The organism is Lysinibacillus sp. G1-3 (genome assembly GCF_056322905.1).
On record NZ_JBWHYQ010000005.1, the window covers coordinates 194,364 to 215,228 of the forward strand.

Sequence of the window (20,865 nt, forward strand, 5' to 3'; positions counted from 1 at the left end):
GTAAAACTATCATTCTAGCAGATAGTGCGGATAGTCTAGATTTTCGGTATAATAGCTTTCGTGAGGAAGTGAAAAGATGATTCTATCGAAAAAGAGATGGCAAGTAGAGCGTCCAGACGCGAAGCTTGTCCAAACATTACAAAATGACCTACAACTTTCTGCGATTGCAGCAAAAATTTTAGCAGCACGAGGCTGCGAAACAACTGCTGACGCAGAGAGCTTATTAAATATGACAGAAGCAAATATTCATGATCCGTTTTTAATGCATGGTATGGCAGAAGCTGTAGCGCGAATAGAGCAAGCGCTTGAAAACGGAGAGAAAATCTTAGTATTTGGCGATTATGACGCGGATGGTGTCACTAGTACGACAGTCATGCTGAATGTGTTACTTGATCTCGGTGCCGATGTTTCGTTTAAAATACCAAATCGTTTTATTCACGGTTATGGACCGCACGAAGCACTATTTCGTGAAGCACATGAAGAGGGTGTTCAATTAATTATTACAGTTGATAATGGTATTTCAGGGATGGAACCGATTCGTATCGCGAAGGAACTAGGTATGGATGTTATCGTTACAGATCACCATGAACCAGGCGATGAATTGCCACCAGCAGATATTATTTTACATCCTCGTATACCAGAAGGACATTATCCATTTGGTGAGCTAGCAGGTGTGGGTGTAGCGTTTAAGTTAGCTCATGCTCTATATGGGGAACTGCCAACGCATTTATTCGAATATGTAGCTGTTGGAACAGTAGCGGATTTAGTACCATTAGTTGATGAAAACCGTTACCTAGTTAAGCGAGGAATAGAAGAAATGCGTCGTTCACTCAGCCCTTGGGTACAAGCGATGTGTGAAGTTGCAAGTGCAGAGCAAGCTAAAATCAGTGAAGAAACAATCGGCTTTTACTTTGGACCGCGTTTAAATGCAGTTGGTCGACTTGGAGAAGCGGCACCAGGTGTACAGCTATTAATGGCTGAGGATAATGCTAAAGCAACAGCATTGGCGAAACAGCTTAATACATGTAATAGTGAGCGCAAAGATATTGTAAAGAGTATTACAGATGAGGCCATTGCTCTCATCGAATCAGATAAAAAAATCGGGGATTCACTCGTTTTAGTGATTGCTGGAGAAGGCTGGAATGCTGGGGTAGTAGGGATTGTCGCGTCTCGTCTTGTAGAGCTATATTATCGTCCAACCATTGTATTGTCACTAGACTACGAAAAAGGAACAGCTAAAGGTTCAGCTCGTAGTATTGAAGGATTCCATTTATTTAATGAACTAGCGAAAAATCGAGATATATTACCTCATTTTGGTGGGCATCCTATGGCAGCCGGGATGACGTTACCTATTGAGCATGTTGATGAATTAAGAGCACGCTTAGATACTCAAGCAAGAGCATGTTTATCAGAAGAGCAATTAACACCTGTTCTCAATATAGATATACCACTAAAAATGGATGAGATTTCTGCAGATGCTATTGAAGAAATTTCAACGCTCGGTCCATATGGTACGGATTTTCCGAAGCCTGTTTATGTGCTCGAGGATGTGGAAATATCCTCCATGCGGAAAATTGGAGCAGCAGAAAATCATATAAAAATGGAATTGACGGATGGCTATGAAAAATTGGATAGCGTCGGTTTCAATAAAGGACATTTACACGACGAGTTAACATATGGAATAAAAGTTTCATTTACTGGAGATTTACAAATAAATGAGTGGCAAGGGCGTAAAAAAGCACAATTTATGATAGAGGATGTTCAAACGACTGAATGGCAATTATTTGATATTCGTGGTATTCGACAAACATCACGCTGGTTAAATACGGTCCCAAAAGAGGAGGCTACGTTCATCGCCTTCCGTCCAGAGACGGTGACCTATTACCAGTCGTTAATTGGTGTGCCAATCCTAGCAGTGGATCCTACGCTTTCAAATGTAGAACAAACCAATTATATCGTACTACTAGATTTGCCGGAAAATGTTCAAATATTAGAAGATGTCTTACGAAAAACAGTACCTTCCCGTATTTATGCACATTTTTACATGCCTGATTCTCAGTATTTCAGTGGATTGCCTACGCGTGAGCAATTCTCCTGGTATTATAAGTTTTTAAAAAATCGACCTGCTTTTCCACTGAATATGCATTTGTCTGAACTAGCGAAGCATACAGGTTGGCCATTAGATGCATTAAAATTTATGACACAGGTGTTTTTTGAGCTTGATTTTGTTAAAATGGAGAGTGGACTGACGACTGTCAACGTGAATGCACCAAAACAGGCATTAACAGAGGCACCGTCTTACAAACAGCGTTCAGAACAGATTGAAATGGAGCAAAAGCTAGTATATGCCCCTTATATAGAATTAAAACAATGGTTTGATGAACGATTACATTAATATGCGAAAAAGTTTCGTAGGAGGAACAATAACATGGATTTAAAGCAATACGTAACAACGGTTGAGAACTGGCCGAAAGAAGGTATCAGCTTCAAAGATATTACGACAATTATGGATAACGGTACTGCATACAAATATGCAACAGATCAAATCGTAAGTTACGCAAAAGAATTAGGTGCTGAAATTGTGGTAGGTCCTGAGGCTCGTGGTTTCATTATCGGATGCCCAGTTGCTTATGCGCTTGAAATTGGATTTGCCCCTGTTCGTAAGCCAGGAAAATTACCACGTGAAGTGATCAGTGCTGACTACGGTCTTGAGTACGGTAAAGATACGTTAACGATGCACAATGATGCGATTAAACCAGGTCAAAAAGTATTAATCTGTGATGACTTACTTGCGACTGGTGGTACTGTTGAAGCAACAGTGCGTTTAGTAGAACAATTAGGTGGTCAAGTTGTTGGTTGTGCATTCCTTATCGAATTAACAGAGCTAAACGGTCGTGCAAAACTTGGTGACCTAGACATTAAAACACTTATTCAATATTAATAAATAATTGGATACTAGCTAAATGAATTGGTTGTAATGGAGACACTGGATGCCCAGGAAATCTCTTGTCCAGAACAGAAATCAACAACTCATTTTGCAAAAAAAGCGATGAAAAGCGTCACATTTTTGTGGCGTTTTTTTATTTATAGGGCTGTTTTCGAAAAGGTTGTTGCTATTCTACTAATTAGCGTAATAAAGAAGGAAATAAGTTATAAAAGGAGAATATTTAGTGTAGTTTTGGGAAGGGGGTAGAGATATGAGTGAAATATCTTTTTTTGAGTTAGAAAAGAAACTTAAAAGTATTAGAATTGAAGCATTTGTCATTTATAACGGGAATACACGGATATTCGAATACTTGAAGAATAAAAAGGTTATAGAAAAGCCGTCAAAGGTTTATTCCATTACCAAAAGCATCGTTTCTATATTAATTGGAATTATGGTAGATAAAGGTTTAATAAAAAATATTCACGAACCTATACAAAACTATTTTCCAGAAATATTAGAGTCTAATGATCCGCAAAAGAAAGAAATTACAATATTTCATTTACTGACCATGACTTCGGGTTTAAAAGTAGGGAATTTCCAAGGATCGAAAAATTGGGTTAAATTCATACTAGGACAACCAATTATACATAAACCAGGTTCAACTTTTCAGTATAATTCAGGAGACTCTCATTTACTAAGTGCGATAATACAAAAAATTTCTGGAGTTCCTACCGCTTCATTTGCTGAAAAATATCTATTCCGTCCATTAGGGATAAATAAATACACTTGGCAAAAGGACCCACAAGGAATTCACGGGGGTGGTTTCAGCATTTCGTTAAATCTAGAGGATATGGTGAAGGTTGGATTATTATTTTTAAACGAAGGGCGATTTAATTCAAATCAGGTGATTTCATCCAACTGGCTCCTTCAGGTAAAAAGACCATATAAACAAGTTAATACTACAAAAGACGGAACATATGGATATGGTTATCAGCTATGGACTTATGAAGATACTAACACTAACACCCCGATTGATTATTACTATGCTAACGGTTTATTTGGACAATATATATTTATTGTTCCTACGTTAAATATTATGGCTGTGACAAAAAGCCATATACAAAATGAAAAGCAATCTGCACCGAGATTTTTTTTCGAAGAGTTATTAGGTAGTTGGCAGGATGAGGGAGACATATGAGCATGCTAAATTTTGGTTCCTCCTCTTCTGATATCATACTAATTTCTTCTTTAACTGACGGTGGAGATTAGTTGAAGAAGATATATACTGAAAAAAGTCCCTTCAGATAAGTTTGAAGGGACTTGCCTATATTAGTGTATAATTCTAAATCCAAAATGATTATTTGTATTTTTTGGCTAGAGATTCGCTGCCAATTGCTCCAATGATAGTCATAAAAAACGGTCCAATTTGAAATAACAGAGAATCCTGTAAGAACACGATGTTTAAATCAAATAACTTATTACCTATTATAATGAATATCTTAGCCAGTATGATTAAAAATCCAATTATTAGAAGAATATCAAAAAACAATTTCCACCGTGGATAGACTAATTTTTGGCTATCTTTTATGAGTTTCTCTTTCAAAGAATTATCCTCCTTTACTAATTCATCAAGAGTAATATCAAATATGTCACTTAACTTAATTAACAATTCAATACTAGGATAACTTTCTCCACGTTCCCATTTGGAAATAGATTGTCTACTAATATTAAGTTTTTCTCCAAGCTGTTGTTGTGACATATTATGCTTTAGACGTTCTTCTTTTATTTTTGAAGAAAAATACATATGATCAACTCCTATCCACAGTATATTTATTTGCACTAAAAAACTAAAGAACCGCATCGTTGCAAGGGTGTAAACTATTAGTTTCCCCTTGGAAATAGCGTTTATTATTGTTTAGAGTCCTTCATTTACCTATTAATTATTAAAAAAATAGGGATTTAACGGGCTTTCCTTAAACTGCTAAAGTGGCAGTTTAGTCAGTATATTTTATGGGGTTTTATTAATTATAAAAGTTCTTTTGTTATTTCACTCAAGATGAAAGCAAATTATTGTTCATTCATAATTACATAAGAAACATCGTAATAATATTTATATAAAACCAAAGTGGAGGTTTACAAATGAAACATACTATGAAAGTAACAGAATGCCCTAAATGTGGTGGAAAAGAATTGGGAAAAGGTCATCAACATAGTAGTTATTCAGTTATGTATCCATCTAATAAGTTAAGCTTTGGGTATGATGTTGAATATATTATTTGTACTGAATGTGGACTAATAATTGAAAGTTATGTAGAAAAACCAGAGAAATTTAAGGGGACACTTTAGATGTTCTTCAAGTAACGGGTGCTTCGTTGAATAATATAGGGGGAATTACGCTAGGGGTGAATTCTTACCTTATAAGAGCCCAGCCGGAACGAAAATCACCCCCTCTTTATGCCGAATGTAATTAAAAAAACATTTAGGTTTTCTTTATTCTTCATCATAAGATTGAATTATTTTTTGGATAGATTTCAATGTTTCGTAAAAATCCTCGTACTTCTCTAAGCCAATATCATTAATAATTTTTTCTTGAATTTCTTCCCAGATGGGAGCTGCCTCGTTTAATTTTTCACCCCCTTTTTCAGTTAGTGTAATGACCTTCGTTCGAGCATCTTGCGGATCTTTCGTTATATCTACATAGCCATTTTGCTTTAACAAGTTAATATTACGTGTAATAGTTGTTTGATCGAGCAGCAAAATTTCACCAAGTCGACTAATGGAGATTGATTGTTGATGATCGATATTTGCTAGCATTGAATATTGTGTAATTTTTAAGCCAGTGGGCTGTAATAATTTATCATACAATTGTGTCACGACTCTTGTTTTTTTACGAAGGTTTGCACATACACATATTTGTGTGTAATCTATATTCTTCATTGCTCCGTACTCCTTTTTGAGTGAGTTCAATATTATAGTAGTCTTATTGATATATTTTGTTAAACTAGAAAATATTTCTTGACGGTAATTAAAGCCGAACCTAAAATTAAATATATGTATATACATGCATTTTGAAAAGGTATTCTCGCAAGAAATATATGCATATACATACATAATGGCCGTAAATATAATTATATCTTTCTCATTAAAAAGCATATCTAAAATTTTTCAAGAAATGAAGGTGTTAAGATGAAGCGTATTCATTATAGCTGGTTTATTTTAATTATAACCTTTTTCTCGATTATTGTTGCAGGAATTACTATGTCATCATCAGGGGTGTTCATAGACTCCTTTGAAAAAGAATTTAATTGGGATCGATCTTTAATTGCTTTAGCATTTGCAGTGAGTCTATTTTTATATGGATTTTCAGGCCCGTTTATGGCGGCATTACTAGAAATAACCGGTTTAAAGAAAATGATGCTAGGTGCGATGGCTACATTATTCATAGGCATGTTGCTTACACTTTTCATGACACAATCATGGCAGTTAATCATTATATGGGGCGGTATTATTGGCTTAGGAGCAAGTCTTTTTTTAACTGTGTTAAGTCCTTATGTAGCTAATAATTGGTTTGTGAAAAGTAGAGGGTTGGCAGTAGGAATTTTAACGGCGAGTACTGCAACAGGGCAGTTAATTCTTCTCCCTATATTGGCGATGATTATTGAACATTATTCTTGGCGATGGGCGATTGGACTAATTCTCATTCTAAGTTTTGTTATGTTCATCACTATTTCTATATTTATTAAAAATACACCACAGGATATTGGAATTCTTCCTTATGGAATGGAAGAAAATCTTGAAATCCAACAAGAGAATCATAAGAAAAATCCGGTTAGTATTGCTTTTAATGGTTTATTTGAGGCTATAAAGAGGAAAGAATTTTGGTTATTAGCGGGAAGTTTTTTTATTTGTGGACTTTCAACTAGTGGGCTAGTTGGTACTCATTTCGTTTCTTATTGTATAAGTTTTGGTGTTCCTTTAGTAACCGCTGCAACTTTTCTTTCTTTTATGGGAGTGTTCAATCTTGTAGGTACTACTTTATCAGGGTGGTTGTCTGACCGTTTTGATAATCGATGGTTATTGTTTTGGTATTACCTTTTAAGAGGAGTGTCTCTGCTATTACTCCCATATGCATTAATGACAGGGTCGTTCACTTTACTGACAATCTTTACAATATTTTATGGATTAGATTGGATTGCCACAGTACCTCCAACGATCAGTATTTCTAGACAAATTTTTGGTACAAATAAAAGTGGCATTATTTATGGGTGGATTTTCGCTTCACATCAAGCGGGAGCTGCAGTTGCCGCTTTTGGTGGAGGCCTAATCTATAAGTTTTTCAATTCATATACTTGGGCCTTTTTCCTTGCTGGGATGTTCTGTGCATTGGCAAGTTTATTTGTTATCATCGTGAAAAAACAAACTCCTCATCAAGCACATACTTAATAATCAAATCAATAATCAATTTAAAAAGTTGAATCCAATTACTTAGTAGACAAGTATATGTATTATAAAACAGTAATATAATCGACAGAGGAGGGATATGAGATTTTCCAAGTCACGGCACAAACAAATTAGGATCAAGATATGCTTATGACTTTTTACAAGTGGATTGGGAAAGAAAGGGCTGGCCCGCCTATCGCGTCAGTCTGGCGCAATATCTACTTTTCGGGGTTCACTTAGATGACTATTATTGTTGGGGGCAAGAAGTATATGCTCCTTGCGACGGCGTCATTGTCCAAGCGGAGGATGGCTATAAAGAACGGAAATTGCTTTCAGATATGTCTAAAAGCTTATAAAAATGCTCATTATTTCGACCCGAAGAAAGATGACATTCAATCAGTTGCTGACAACTACATCATTATAGAATGTACTAACAATGTATACGCTGGTTTAGTTCATCTTCAAACAGGATCAATTCAAGTTTCAGTTGGTCAGCGTATAAAAAAAGGTGAAGTTATTGGTAGAGTGGGTCATTCAGGTAACTCCTTTGCCCCGCATTTGCATGTTCAACTTATGGATAGTAGTGATATAGCTACTGCAAACGGATTACCTTTTGCTTTTGAACAATATGAAATATTTAAAAATGGCATATAGGAAAAAGTAAATAATGGGATTCCAACAAATAAGGATAGAATTAGATTTCAAAAATCTGATGAATGGGAATAAATTAAAACTGCATAAAGGGGTACCATCAGGAAAATGGGCATAGCGTTGTAAAACAATTAAATGGTACCCTCCTCATCATAATCCTCATCTATATTTTGGTTACATATTAGATCATACAGATATTCAGGAGTAGTGTTTTCAAACATAAGTCATCAGTAATTTCCTAATCTATATAAATAGAATCACCGAGCTTGAACACTTCTTCAAATAATGTAGTAACTCTTGTAACAACTTGATTTAATCTATCTTCAGTTCCATGTTTATATGGCTCACCTAGTTCAAACCTTAGACGTAATTCACTAGTTAGGTTAGGGAATTTGCTATCTATATACTTCAATATTTTTTTCTTCATCATAGTTACTCCATTATGGGAATTCTGAAAAATCCCATCATTAACACTCCTTATATTTAAGTTTTCAAACTTTTCTATTGCACCCTAATCCAATAATGTTACAAACCTCATATTCAACTAAACTTCACCATTAGTTGAAATTTAATAGGCTTTAACTTTTTTGTATAAATCTAAAATGGAAAAATTTTTTTGACAACATTCAAACAAAAGTTTATAATGTAAACAAATATAATAAAAGGTGATGCTATGAATGAAAGAGAACAGGCGGTCCTTGCTTTAATTCGCCAGAATCCGTTTATGGCTCAGCAAGAGATGGCAGATAAGATGAAACTATCTCGGCCAGTCCTTGCTAATTTAGTGTCGAGCTTAACGAAGCAGGGGAAAATTGTAGGTCGTGCATATATTTTGCCTGAGGAAAATGAAGTTATTTGTATCGGTGGAGCCAATCTCGACCGAAAGTTTCATGTCAAAGGGAATGTCCAATTCGGTACGTCCAATCCTGCTAGCTCTTCATTTAGTGTAGGTGGTGTTGGACGAAACATTGCTGAAAACTTAGGCAGATTAAATCATCAGGTAACATTGCTAACTACCGCTGGCAAAGATGCTGATTGGCAAGTAATCCAAGAAGCGTCAGAGCCATTTATGAATTTACGTTATGTAGAGCAGTTACCTGACGCTTCGACGGGTTCCTATACTGCTGTTATGGATGAGCAGGGCGAGCTAGCATTAGCGGTAGCAAACATGGAAGTATATGATCTTTTATTGCCAAGTTTGCTAAAAAAACATGAGGCAATGCTAATGAATGCGGGTTGCTTTATTATGGACTTAAACTGTCCAAAGGAAACAGTGGCTTACATACAGCAGGTTGCGATTGCTCGTGACATTCCATTTGTCATCGTACCGGTATCTTCGCCAAAAATGAATCGATTACCGGATACGTTGCAAGGTGTAACATGGTTTATTTGCAACACAGATGAAGCAGAGACGATTGTAGGTCATAAAATCGAAAACTCTGCACACTACGAAAAGGCTTTACAGCAACTTCTTACATTAGGTGCTGAGCATGTCATTATTACAGCTGGTAGTAAGGGTGTGTATGCAGCTGCCACTACAACGAAGCCAAGTCATTTTGCAGCTAAAGCTATAGAAAAAATTGAAGATGTGACAGGTGCAGGAGATGCCTTTGTCAGTGCAGTAATCCATAGCTGGCTTACTGGCAAATCCTTTGCAACATGTATTGATGCAGGCTTAACAAATGCCAAAAATACACTCGCATCGCCATATACCGTAAGACCTGAGCTATCAGTTGATTTGTTAAACAGTGAAATGGAGGAATAACAACATGAAAGAATTCATCGTATTATCAGAAGAAGTAAAAGAAGGACAAGCGAAAGGTTTACCAATCGTAGCATTAGAATCAACAATTATTTCTCACGGAATGCCATATCCACAAAATGTAAAAACTGCACGAGAAGTAGAACAAATAATTCGTGATAATGGTGCAGTACCTGCAACTATTGCATTAATTGATGGGAAAATCAAAATCGGTTTATCAGATGAAGAACTTGAAATGTTCGGTAATTCACAAGGTGTAGCAAAAGCATCTCGTCGTGACTTAGGCTATCTTTTAGCAACAAAAAAATTAGGAGCGACAACTGTAGCTGCAACAATGATTTGTGCGGAGCTAGCTGATATCGAAATTTTTGTAACTGGCGGTATCGGTGGCGTACACCGTGGTGCTGAAACAACAATGGATATTTCAGCAGACTTAGAAGAGTTAGCACAAACAAATGTTGCTGTAATTTGTGCGGGTGCTAAGTCCATTTTAGATATTGGTTTAACTTTAGAATACCTTGAAACAAAAGGTGTGCCAGTCGTTGGATACGGTACTGATGAACTGCCAGCATTCTACACACGTCAAAGCGGATTTGATGTAAACTTCAAGATTGATACGCCAGAAGAAGTGGCAGAAATGCTACGTGCAAAATGGCAATTAGGCTTAAAAGGTGGAGCAGTCATTGCTAATCCAATTCCTGAGTCTGAAGCGCTTGAGCACTCATTCATTACAGAAATCATTGAAAAAGCTCTAGTAGAAGCGGAAGAAAACGGAATTCAAGGTAAAAACGTGACACCATTCTTACTTGGAAAAGTTAAAGAATTAACAGAAGGTAAAAGCCTTGATGCTAACATTGCATTAGTAAAAAATAATGCAGTAGTTGGATCGAAAATTGCTGTAGCGTATAATAAATTAAACTCATAAACTTTTGTACAGAAAAAGAGACTCTTTGCGAAATATAAAATTCGCAAAGGGTCTTTTTATTCATTTTAGGGTATATTTTTCCAATTTTCACATTGTTCACGAGAATAACTAAACAAAATGACACAGTTACTTTACAATAGCCCATTAAATTTTATACAATTAAGTTTATATCTAATCTGAAAAATTTGACGAGCAAGGTGGACATGTTATGGCGAAAGAGCAAATTTTGACTCCCGAGGACGTTTTTGAGTTAGTCAAATCCTACATGAATGTAGAAAATGTCGCATTCGTGAAAAAAGCATATGAATTAGCAAGGGATGCCCATATTGAGCAATTCCGAAGCTCAGGTGAACCGTATATTATTCACCCAGTGCAAGTAGCTGGTATTTTAGCTGAATTACAAATGGATCCAGAAACAGTTGCGGCTGGTTTTTTACATGATGTTGTCGAGGATACGGATTTTACGCGCGACGACTTAGTTCGCGAATTCGGCGAAGAGGTTGCAATACTTGTAGACGGTGTAACAAAGCTTGGGAAAATTAAATATTTATCTAAAGAAGCGCAACAAGCAGAAAATCATCGAAAAATGTTTGTAGCGATGGCGCAGGATATTCGTGTCATTTTAATTAAACTGGCAGACCGTCTACATAATATGCGCACATTAAAGCATTTACCTGCAGAAAAACAACGCCGTATTTCTAAAGAAACACTTGAAATTTTTGCACCACTTGCGCATCGTCTTGGGATTTCGACTGTTAAATGGGAGCTTGAGGATACAGCACTTCGTTATTTAAACCCCCAACAATATTATCGCATTGTCAGTCTTATGAAGAAAAAACGTGATGAGCGTGAAGCATATTTAGACAATGTCATGACTGAAATGAAGTCACAACTTACAGAGGTTGAAATTGAAGCGGATATTTATGGTCGCCCAAAACATATTTACAGTATTTATCGTAAAATGGTGTTACAAAAGAAACAATTCAACGAGATTTATGATTTATTAGCCATTCGTGTACTTGTCGATAGTATTAAAGATTGCTATGCCGTACTTGGGATTGTGCATACATTATGGAAGCCGATGCCTGGCCGTTTTAAAGATTATATTGCGATGCCAAAGCAAAACCTATACCAATCACTGCATACGACAGTAATTGGACCTTATGGTGATCCATTAGAAGTACAAATTCGTACGAAGGAAATGCATAAAATTGCAGAGTACGGTATTGCGGCGCATTGGGCATATAAAGAAGGTAAAAAAGTTGATAATGAAAAACAAAATGTCGACCAAAAATTAACATGGTTCCGAGAAATTTTAGAATTCCAAAACGAATCATCGAATGCTGAAGAATTTATGGAATCTTTAAAATTTGATTTATTCTCTGATATGGTCTATGTCTTCACACCTGAAGGAGATGTCATTGAATTACCGGCAGGCTCTGTACCTATCGACTTCGCATATCGTGTGCATTCAGAAGTCGGAAATCGTACAATTGGCGCGAAAATTAATGGTAAAATGGTGCCACTTGACACACCGTTAAAAACGGGAGATATTATTGAAATTTTAACTTCAAAGCAATCATTTGGTCCGAGCCGTGATTGGCTGAAAATAGCCCAATCATCACAGGCCAAAAATAAAATAAAGCAGTTTTTCAAACGTCATCTTCGTGAAGAAAATATCATCAAGGGCAAAGAGATGATAGAAAAGGAAATCCGTGCACAAGATTTTGACGTGAAAGAAACAATGTCAGCGGAAAATTTGAAGCGTGTATGCGAAAAATTTAACTATACAAATGAAGAAGATTTATATGCTGCTGTTGGCATGAATGGAATTACAGCTCAGCAAGTTGCTAATCGTCTAGCTGAAAAGCGCCGCAAAGAGCGTGAACAAGAAGAAGCTCTTGAGAAAATTGAACAAAAAATGAAAAACCCTATTCCTCAAAAACGGACGGAATCGGGCGTTATCGTAAAAGATATTGACAATATGCTTATTCGACTTTCTCGTTGTTGTACGCCAGTTCCTGGAGATGAAATTGTAGGCTTCATTACAAAAGGAAGAGGTGTTTCAGTACACCGTGCAGACTGCCCAAATATCCAAGTAGAAGATGAGCAGGAGCGTTTAATAGAAGTAGAGTGGGAACACGGACTTACTCCAGAGAGAAAAGAATACCCTGTTGATATTGAAGTTTCAGCTTTCGATCGACCAGGCATTTTAAATGAAATCATGCAAATTGTTAGCGAAACGAAAACGAATATTTTAGCAGTAAGTGGTCGTGCAGATCGCGATAAAATGGCAACGATTCATTTAACGATTTCGATTTCAAATATTTCGCATTTGCATAAAGTAGTGGAACGTATTAAGCAAACACCTGATATATATTCAGTACAACGGGTTATTAACTAATTGATTTCTTTATTAAATGAATAGTTGGGCAGTAGCAACTTTGTTATGTACCGAAAATTATACTTCTGGTGCATATAATGAGGAATTGAGGTTTTAAAAAATGAAAGTAGTTTTACAACGTAGTAAAGCAGCCTCTGTTACGGTTGACGGAAAAGTAACGGGAGCTATTGATAGCGGTTATGTTCTTCTAGTGGGCATTACACACGAGGACACGCAAGAAAATGTTGAATATTTAGCAAAAAAAGTAGCTAATCTCCGCCTATGGGAAGATATTGATGGAAAAATGAATCATTCTATTTTAGAGCATGGAGGGGCTATTTTATCCGTCTCACAATTTACATTGTATGGGGATGCAAAAAAGGGGAATCGTCCAAGTTTTACAAATGCAGCAAGACCAGAAGTTGCGGAACCGTTATGGGAGGCTTTTAATAATGCCTTACGCGAACACGGTTTACATGTGGAAACGGGAATATTTGGTGCAATGATGGACGTTGCACTTACAAATGATGGCCCAATTACGATACTTCTTGAGTCTAAATAAATGGTACATTTCTTATAATTCCTTCATACATTTAATAGTATGGTTAGTTTTGTAGGAGGGAAGTGTGTTAATGGTGACTCAGGGAGAACGCATATCAAATCCATATTTATTCGAAACGCTAAATATGATGATTGGTCAGGCAATAGTAGTGCAAACAGAGAAAAATATCCATCAAGGAAAATTAATCTCTGTATTGCCTGACAATATCGTTGTAGAGATTAGTCGTACTCCGTTGTTCATTCGTATGAAGGAAATTGTGTGGGTTACGTTGGCAAAGAGGAAAAAATAAGCGCAGTAAGGTCTCTATACTCAGAAAATATGAGTTGGAGTCCCTTTTTATTTTAGTGTGTAATTAATAGTTAATGAATGTCGGTATTCATTTACAATACAGTGCCAAAACACCGTATTTTTAGTCGACTTCAGTTCCATCAGCGTATTTACATTTCTAAAAAGAAAACGTCATATTTGTTTGAAAATCAAAAATAAGCTGCAAAGGAATGATAACTCTAGGTTCCTTAGCAGCTTATTTATATTGCCAAACGGACAGTAATTTAGTCGTACCGAAAGCGATACGTTATGCAGTCTCAATAATTCAAGTTTCACTTTATTGATTTTCGTTAAAGTAATCTAAAACGCCTTGGTAGATGCCGAGAGTAGCTTGTTCCCGGTATTTAGCGGTTGTAATAACACGTTCCTCACTACCATTACTTAAGTAGCCCAGCTCAATAAGGACAGCTTTTTGACGATTTTCTCGTAGAACTAAATAATTTCCTTGTTGGGTACCACGATTTTTTAAATCGATTTTATTTGAGAGTCCATTATTTATTGCTTCTGCAAGGCCTTGTTGATTACTATTCATATAATATGAGGTGAAACCATTAATGGAGCTATCGTCAGTTGCGTCATAATGTATACTGATAAAAGCATCAGCCTCATATTGGTGTGCAATTGATACGCGTTTGCGGAGGTCGACATATTCATCTGATTCTCTTGTCATGACAACATTTGCTCCAGCAGCACTTAACTTTGAAGCAAGAAGAGATGCAGTTTTCAACGTAATTTCTTTTTCGTCGGTTCCACGTTGTCCCGTAGTACCGTGATCATTCCCACCATGTCCAGCATCTACAATAATCGTTAACCCATTTAAAGTACCTTTCTTGCGTGGTTTCGATTTTTCCTTTTTTGTAGGAGTAGCAGCTTTGCTCGACGAAGAAGTCGTAACGACCCAATTCGCTACAAAAGCAGTTTTGTCATCTATTTGTATTTCATAAAAATCATTTTTAGCGCCAATAATAGGGTAGGTTTCACCAGCATCTACGCGTTCAACAACATCAGCAACTGTTGATGCATCTGTCCGTAAGTTTGTCCCATTATAAATGATTGTGACAGATTCAAGCTCTGAGGAAGCAGACGAAGATTTTGATGCCTTACTTTTTATATTTGAAAAAGTACCATAAAAGCTATAAACCCAGCCTGTTTTTTTATTGTTATATTGAATTTGTACCCAGTTATGTTCTTGAGCTAGCACCTTAAAGGCTTGGCCATTTGAAACAGTTCCTATTTTGCTAGCATTTAAGTCTGGCTTTTGGCGCACATTAAGAGCATCCACTAAAACTGTAAATGTTGTATCTTTGTTGACTTTTTTTGTGGATACTTCAACTTTAGGTTCGTCAGCTTCAGCTTTTACCTTTTTTTCAGGTAGATCATTGATTGTCACATAATCAGTTGATACCCAACCAACTAGCCCGTTCCAATCTATTTTCGCCCATTCGCCATTTTTTTCAATAAGGTTAGCTTGGTCGCCTGTTGATAATTGTCCAAGAACTGCTGAAGATATGTCAGGCTCAGTACGGATATTTAGACGATCGACTTGTGAAATCAACGTTTGATTAGCCACTTGCTTATCGTCTATCGAAGCGGTTAGCCAGGATGCTACCCAACCTTCGTACTTGCCTGCTTTTACTTGTATCCAATCGCCCTCACGACTAATAGAGGTTAATGGGTCACCCTCATCTAATGTCGTAATAATTGGATAAGACAGTCCAGGTCCCTCACGTAAATGAAGAATCGTTCCAGTTACTTTTAAATCACTGGAGTCGGCTAGTGCTCTTTGAACAGAGTGACTTGGAAATGCAAACGTTAGCACTAGTACGAAGATGATTAGAATATGTAAAAGTTTTGTCCTCATCAGATTCCTCCTATTCTTGTTCTATTTTACCATGCTTTTGTAATAGAATTCGTGGGAAAAAGGTAACGGAATTTGTTATTTTAACGAATGTAATGTAAAAAAAACAAAAACAGTTGACATTGCCTTTTGTAGTGACTAACATAAAGGGTAATCAAAAAATGATTAACCGCTTATGACCAAGCAAGTAGCGCATACCTCTATTGGAGAAGAGAGGGAAAGACCTAGGCTGAAATCTTTCCTACAAAAACGTATAACGTGAATAACACTTGAGAGGCTTTTTTCTGAAAAGTAATGCTTAGTAGGAAAAAACGGAATCGGCCGTTATCCGATCAGGAGGAGGACGCATGTATTTGATGCGTCAACTAGGGTGGAACCGCGGAAGCTTGTACAGCTCTCGTCCCTTGCATTACGCAAGGTGGCGAGGGCTTTTTTATTGGAAAAATTTTAAGGATTTCATACTTAAAATGATAAAAATCCAGAAGACAGCTTGCTCATAAGCAATTTACAAAGGAGGTATTTCTATGAGTTTTAAAGTTCCACGAGGGACGCAAGATATTTTGCCAGGTCAATCTGAAAAATGGCAGAAGGTAGAAGCGGTTATCCGTGATATTTGCCGTGTCTATCGTTACAACGAAATTCGTACACCAATTTTTGAACAAACAGATTTATTTGCACGTGGTGTCGGTGAAACAACAGATGTTGTTCAAAAGGAAATGTATACATTTGAAGATCGCGGTGGCCGTTCGTTAACATTACGTCCGGAAAATACAGCTGGAGTAGTTCGTTCTTATGTTGAGCATAAAATGTTTGGTGCACCTGATCAACCAGTAAAGCTTTCATATTTAGGACCTATGTTCCGCTATGAACGTCAACAAGCAGGGCGCTACCGTCAATTTGTTCAATTTGGAGTAGAAGCCATTGGCTCAGCGGATCCAGCTATCGATGCGGAAGTAATCGCGCTAGCAATGGATGTCTATGGTTCAGCTGGTTTAAAAGATTTAAAATTAGTCATTAATTCACTTGGCGACAAAGAAACACGTGATTCACACCGTACAGCACTGCTACAACACTTCGAACCACAAATTCAAGAGTTTTGTTCGGATTGCCAAAATCGTTTGCAAAAAAATCCACTACGAATTTTGGACTGTAAGGTAGACCGTGAGCACCCATTAATGAAATCTGCACCAGCATTAACTGATTTCCTAACAGAAGAATCAGCAGCATATTTCGCACAAGTTAAAACGTATTTAGATACGTTGGGAATTTCATATGAGGTTGATCCAAACCTTGTAAGAGGTCTTGATTATTACAATCATACGACTTTTGAAATTATGTCAACGGCTTCTGGCTTTGGAGCGATTACTACACTTTGTGGTGGTGGGCGCTACAATGGCCTTGTACAAGAAATTGGTGGACCAGATGTACCAGGTATCGGGTTCGCATTAAGTATTGAACGCTTGTTGCTAGCACTTGAAGCTGAAGGTGTTGAATTAGACACAGCATCAGGACTTGATGTCTATATGATCGCTATGGGCGAAGATGCGAAGCTAAAAACAGTAGAATTAACAAGTACCTTCCGTGCAAAGGGCATTTCTGCTGAGATGGATTATTTAGATCGTAAAATGAAAGCTCAAATGAAATCTGCAGACCGTTTAGGTGCAAAATATACGATTGTTTTAGGTGAAACAGAGCTTGAAGAGCAAGTAGCTACTGTTAAGCATATGGAATCAGGAGAACAACAAAAAGTAGCGTTCTCAGAATTAGTGAATTACCTTTTAAAACAATAAACGAACACAAACTGTTAAAACATAAATCGTTTTTATCATTACAGGATTAACTGTCCAAATGATTCAAATATCTACGTCGTTTTGGACAGTTAATTCATTTAACAATGAACGGATAGCTAATTTTCCATGGCATTAATTCTCTACTTAGTAGGAAGTGTATGCTACATATTTAAAATAAACGGTCCATCATCAAAAGTTAGGGATGACATATTGTAAAAACATATGTCAAGTGGGTAAGTTGAAACTGGACGCCCCAGTAAAGCACCAGTCTGAACGGAAATCAACTTTAAGTTATGGTGATGAGCAAATAAATTTTGGAGGAATTAAATAAATGGCAACAAGAACGCATGCTAGTAACGAGCTTTCAGAAGTATTACAAGGTGAAAAAGTCGTATTAAAAGGTTGGGTACAACGTCGTCGTGACCTAGGTGGTTTAATTTTCATTGATTTACGTGACCGTACTGGAATCACACAGGTAGTGTTTAGCCCTGATGTAGCAGAAGCACATGCTTTAGCTGATAAAGTACGTAGTGAATATGTAATTGAAGTAGAAGGAACAGTAATCCTTCGTTCAGAAGACCAAATCAACCCAAATGTACCGAATGGTAAGATTGAAGTTGAAGCAACAAAATTAATCGTCATTAATACAGCAAAAACAACACCATTCCAAATTGAAGATCGCACAGACGTATCCGAAGATTTACGTTTAAAATATCGTTATCTTGACCTACGTCGTCCGGTTATGTTTGATACATTCAAAATGCGTTCTGACGTTACGCGTACAATTCGAAACTTCTTACAAAACGAAGGCTTCTTAGAAGTAGAAACACCAATTTTAACAAAATCATCTCCAGAGGGGGCTCGTGACTATTTAGTACCATCACGTGTTCATGAAGGTGAATTTTATGCATTACCACAATCACCACAGCTATTTAAGCAATTATTAATGGTATCAGGTTTTGAAAAATACTTCCAAATCGCACGTTGCTTCCGTGATGAAGACTTACGTGCTGACCGTCAACCAGAGTTTACACAAGTTGACATTGAAACAAGCTTTTTAACGCAAGAAGAAATTATTGAAATGAACGAACGCTTAATCCAAGCAGTTATGAAAGAAGTAAAAGGAATTGATATCCCTGCTCCATTCCAACGAATGAAATATCAAGAAGCAATGGATCGTTACGGTTCTGATAAACCAGACGTACGTTTTGGTTTAGAGCTTGTTGATTTAAATGACATTTTTGATGGCTGTGATTTCAAAGTATTTGCTGATACAGTGGCACAAGGCAAACAAGTAAAGAGTATTAACATTAAAGGTGCAGCAGATAAATACTCTCGTAAAGACATGGACGAGCTAACAAAATTTGTTGGTATTTACGGAGCAAAAGGTCTTGCTTGGTTAAAAGTAACTGAAGAAGGCTTAAACGGACCGATTGCAAAATTCTTTGACGATGCATTAGCAGCTGCTTTAATCGAACGTATGAAAGCGGAAGTGGGCGATATTTTAGTATTTGTAGCTGATCAAGCGTCTGTTGTAGCAGCTTCATTAGGTGCCCTACGTACGAAATTAGGTCAAGAATTAGACTTAATAGATGAATCACAATTTGCGTTCCTATGGATTACAGATTGGCCATTATTAGAGTACTCTGAAGAAGATGGTCGCTATAAAGCAGCACACCATCCATTCACACGTCCATTTGACGAAGATATTCAATTAATGGAAACAGATCCTTCTGCAGTCCGCGCACAAGCATACGATATCGTATTAAACGGTTATGAGCTTGGTGGAGGTTCATTGCGTATTTATGAGCGTGAATTACAAGAAAAAATGTTTAATTTACTTGGTTTTACAGAAGAAGAAGCAAGAGCTCAATTTGGCTACTTATTAGAAGCATTTGAATATGGTGTACCACCACATGGAGGTCTTGCATTTGGTCTTGACCGCTTCGTAATGCTACTTGCTGGCCGTACTAACTTACGTGACACAATTGCATTCCCGAAAACAGCAAGTGCTAGCTGCTTAATGACAAACGCACCTAGTGAAGTGTCTCCTGATCAATTGAGCGAGTTAAGCTTAGCCATCAAACCATTCAGAAAATAATTTGTACTTCTAAATACCTGGATTCCCTAGCAAAATTTGTTGGGAATCTAGGTATTTTTTGCGTTTTCGCAAGAATACAGATTTTTTTAAAGAAAATAGTTTGAATTATCAGAAATATAGTGTTATTATAACTGTAATACGAATCCTGATGTGTTTGTCTAATTGCTAGCTCTACTTAACAGTTTTGACCGAACACTATAGAATCGGGAGCCTTCATTTTGTAGTCGCAAACAAGCCCCATGCGGAGCGGGACGTTTAAAGCTGCAAAGCGGGCACCCCCCTGCGAAATGCGGGTTCAAAACGAATGTTTCTTGGCATAACGGCACAATCGGGATTCGTCATACATAGTTATTAAGCAAAAAAGGAGCATTTAAATAGCTCCTTTTTTAGTGTTATTCAAAAAACAATTAGAAGCAGAACAAAAAAAATTAGAGGAGTACTGGCGATGATCCTTGGCTTAAAAAAGAATGAAGTAAAAATCGTACCATATGATAGTGAATGGAAAAATGAATTTATGCGAGCTCGTTCCGAGATTATCAAACATACAAATATCCATTTTGATCGTATTCAACATATTGGTAGTACATCGATTGAGGGAATTCAGGCAAAGCCAGTCATTGATATTGTAATGGGCGTTGATGATATTGATACTATTTCAGATTCATTTTTAAAAGCAATGAATAAAGCTGGTTTTTATAGACTGCGTGTAGAAAGACCGGCAGAAATTGTATTTGCAAAATTTACAGACGATACATTCGAAATCAAAACACATTTTGTACACTTAGTAAATTATGAAGGAGAAAAATGGTGTGATTTATTGTTTTTTAGAGATTATTTAAATGAAAAGGAATCAATTAAAAGACAGTATGAAAAGTTAAAATTAAATTTCCTTAACAGCAATTTACAAGGAATAGATGAATATACATCGTATAAAGAGCAATTTGTACAATCGATTTGTTCAATTAATGAAAGAAAAATTGAATGATACTTATAAAAAACATTATGCTTTGTGTATAAGTTGATCTTCGTTGCGGCTGGGCGACTCCTCGGGGCACATCGGACGCCCTCAGCTGGAACGGAAATCAACCCCACGCTATAATGATTTAGATTAAAAATTTGGAAAATATTAAAAAATCACTT

The 20,865-nt window shown here is 36.7% G+C and carries 18 protein-coding genes, 1 other RNA gene and 1 other annotated feature; of the genes, 15 read left to right on the forward strand and 4 right to left on the reverse strand.

Going from position 1 to position 20,865, the window contains the following annotated elements:
- The first annotated feature begins 76 nt into the window (after positions 1-76).
- The 3 genes from recJ to ACVYAD_RS06950 all read left to right on the forward strand — a co-directional run bounded on the left by recJ (position 77) and on the right by ACVYAD_RS06950 (position 4,124).
- The gene (gene recJ / locus ACVYAD_RS06940; RefSeq protein WP_476425429.1) at positions 77-2,395 is read left to right on the forward strand and encodes a single-stranded-DNA-specific exonuclease RecJ; all 2,319 of its coding nucleotides are present in this window, start codon (positions 77-79) and stop codon (positions 2,393-2,395) included.
- Between the two features lie 33 nt (positions 2,396-2,428).
- Entirely contained in the window at positions 2,429-2,941 is a 513-nt protein-coding gene (locus ACVYAD_RS06945; protein WP_079563600.1) for an adenine phosphoribosyltransferase, read from the forward strand.
- 256 nt (positions 2,942-3,197) lie between these two features.
- A complete protein-coding gene (locus ACVYAD_RS06950) occupies positions 3,198-4,124 on the forward strand; it encodes a serine hydrolase domain-containing protein (RefSeq protein WP_476425431.1) in 927 nt (308 codons plus the stop codon).
- Between the two features lie 159 nt (positions 4,125-4,283).
- Here the strand turns inward: ACVYAD_RS06950 and ACVYAD_RS06955 are convergent, their stop codons facing one another.
- Entirely contained in the window at positions 4,284-4,730 is a 447-nt protein-coding gene (locus tag ACVYAD_RS06955; RefSeq protein WP_349660019.1) for a helix-turn-helix domain-containing protein, read from the reverse strand.
- 335 nt (positions 4,731-5,065) lie between these two features.
- On the opposite strand from ACVYAD_RS06955, the gene ACVYAD_RS06960 reads away from it, so the two are divergent.
- Positions 5,066-5,272, forward strand: a complete 207-nt coding sequence (locus ACVYAD_RS06960; protein ID WP_476425432.1) for a transcription initiation factor TFIIIB — start codon at positions 5,066-5,068, stop codon at positions 5,270-5,272.
- A gap of 144 nt (positions 5,273-5,416) precedes the next feature.
- Here the strand turns inward: ACVYAD_RS06960 and ACVYAD_RS06965 are convergent, their stop codons facing one another.
- Positions 5,417-5,863, reverse strand: coding sequence for a MarR family winged helix-turn-helix transcriptional regulator (locus tag ACVYAD_RS06965; RefSeq protein ID WP_476425433.1), 447 nt, complete (start codon positions 5,861-5,863; stop codon positions 5,417-5,419).
- Positions 5,864-6,112: 249 nt separating this feature from the next.
- Between ACVYAD_RS06965 and ACVYAD_RS06970 the strand changes: the two genes are divergently transcribed.
- Together ACVYAD_RS06970 and ACVYAD_RS06975 are read left to right on the forward strand one after the other, a co-directional pair.
- Positions 6,113-7,369, forward strand: a complete 1,257-nt coding sequence (locus ACVYAD_RS06970; RefSeq protein WP_476425435.1) for an MFS transporter — start codon at positions 6,113-6,115, stop codon at positions 7,367-7,369.
- A 237-nt stretch (positions 7,370-7,606) separates the two neighbouring features.
- Positions 7,607-8,020, forward strand: a complete 414-nt coding sequence (locus ACVYAD_RS06975) for a M23 family metallopeptidase (RefSeq protein ID WP_476425437.1) — start codon at positions 7,607-7,609, stop codon at positions 8,018-8,020.
- A 235-nt stretch (positions 8,021-8,255) separates the two neighbouring features.
- Here the strand turns inward: ACVYAD_RS06975 and ACVYAD_RS06980 are convergent, their stop codons facing one another.
- The gene (locus ACVYAD_RS06980) at positions 8,256-8,447 is read right to left on the reverse strand and encodes a DUF3885 domain-containing protein (protein WP_476425438.1); all 192 of its coding nucleotides are present in this window, start codon (positions 8,445-8,447) and stop codon (positions 8,256-8,258) included.
- 243 nt (positions 8,448-8,690) lie between these two features.
- On the opposite strand from ACVYAD_RS06980, the gene ACVYAD_RS06985 reads away from it, so the two are divergent.
- The 5 genes from ACVYAD_RS06985 to ACVYAD_RS07005 all read left to right on the forward strand — a co-directional run bounded on the left by ACVYAD_RS06985 (position 8,691) and on the right by ACVYAD_RS07005 (position 13,938).
- Positions 8,691-9,782 carry a carbohydrate kinase gene (locus tag ACVYAD_RS06985; protein WP_349660023.1) on the forward strand — a complete coding sequence of 364 codons (1,092 nt, stop codon included), beginning with the start codon at positions 8,691-8,693 and terminating at the stop codon, positions 9,780-9,782.
- A gap of 4 nt (positions 9,783-9,786) precedes the next feature.
- On the forward strand, positions 9,787-10,704 hold the full coding sequence (locus ACVYAD_RS06990; protein ID WP_349660024.1) for a pseudouridine-5'-phosphate glycosidase: 918 nt from the start codon (positions 9,787-9,789) through the stop codon (positions 10,702-10,704).
- A 208-nt stretch (positions 10,705-10,912) separates the two neighbouring features.
- The gene (locus ACVYAD_RS06995) at positions 10,913-13,108 is read left to right on the forward strand and encodes a RelA/SpoT family protein (RefSeq protein WP_349660025.1); all 2,196 of its coding nucleotides are present in this window, start codon (positions 10,913-10,915) and stop codon (positions 13,106-13,108) included.
- Positions 13,109-13,208: 100 nt separating this feature from the next.
- The gene (gene dtd / locus ACVYAD_RS07000; protein WP_079562820.1) at positions 13,209-13,649 is read left to right on the forward strand and encodes a D-aminoacyl-tRNA deacylase; all 441 of its coding nucleotides are present in this window, start codon (positions 13,209-13,211) and stop codon (positions 13,647-13,649) included.
- 70 nt (positions 13,650-13,719) lie between these two features.
- Entirely contained in the window at positions 13,720-13,938 is a 219-nt protein-coding gene (locus tag ACVYAD_RS07005; RefSeq protein ID WP_476425442.1) for a DUF2642 domain-containing protein, read from the forward strand.
- Positions 13,939-14,253: 315 nt separating this feature from the next.
- On the opposite strand, the gene ACVYAD_RS07010 is transcribed toward ACVYAD_RS07005, so the two are convergent.
- Entirely contained in the window at positions 14,254-15,837 is a 1,584-nt protein-coding gene (locus ACVYAD_RS07010; RefSeq protein WP_476425443.1) for an SH3 domain-containing protein, read from the reverse strand.
- A gap of 163 nt (positions 15,838-16,000) precedes the next feature.
- Positions 16,001-16,242, forward strand: a binding site (T-box leader).
- A gap of 116 nt (positions 16,243-16,358) precedes the next feature.
- On the opposite strand from ACVYAD_RS07010, the gene hisS reads away from it, so the two are divergent.
- From hisS to ACVYAD_RS07030, 4 genes are all read left to right on the forward strand, one after another.
- Positions 16,359-17,624 (forward strand): histidine--tRNA ligase, encoded by a 1,266-nt coding sequence (gene hisS, locus ACVYAD_RS07015; RefSeq protein WP_476425445.1) that lies wholly within the window; start codon positions 16,359-16,361, stop codon positions 17,622-17,624.
- Positions 17,625-17,955: 331 nt separating this feature from the next.
- Positions 17,956-19,725 carry an aspartate--tRNA ligase gene (gene aspS, locus ACVYAD_RS07020; RefSeq protein WP_349660029.1) on the forward strand — a complete coding sequence of 590 codons (1,770 nt, stop codon included), beginning with the start codon at positions 17,956-17,958 and terminating at the stop codon, positions 19,723-19,725.
- 139 nt (positions 19,726-19,864) lie between these two features.
- Positions 19,865-20,064: non-coding RNA, 6S RNA (ssrS, locus tag ACVYAD_RS07025), on the forward strand.
- 106 nt (positions 20,065-20,170) lie between these two features.
- Positions 20,171-20,710, forward strand: coding sequence for a GrpB family protein (locus tag ACVYAD_RS07030; RefSeq protein ID WP_476425447.1), 540 nt, complete (start codon positions 20,171-20,173; stop codon positions 20,708-20,710).
- Positions 20,711-20,865: the final 155 nt, after the last annotated feature.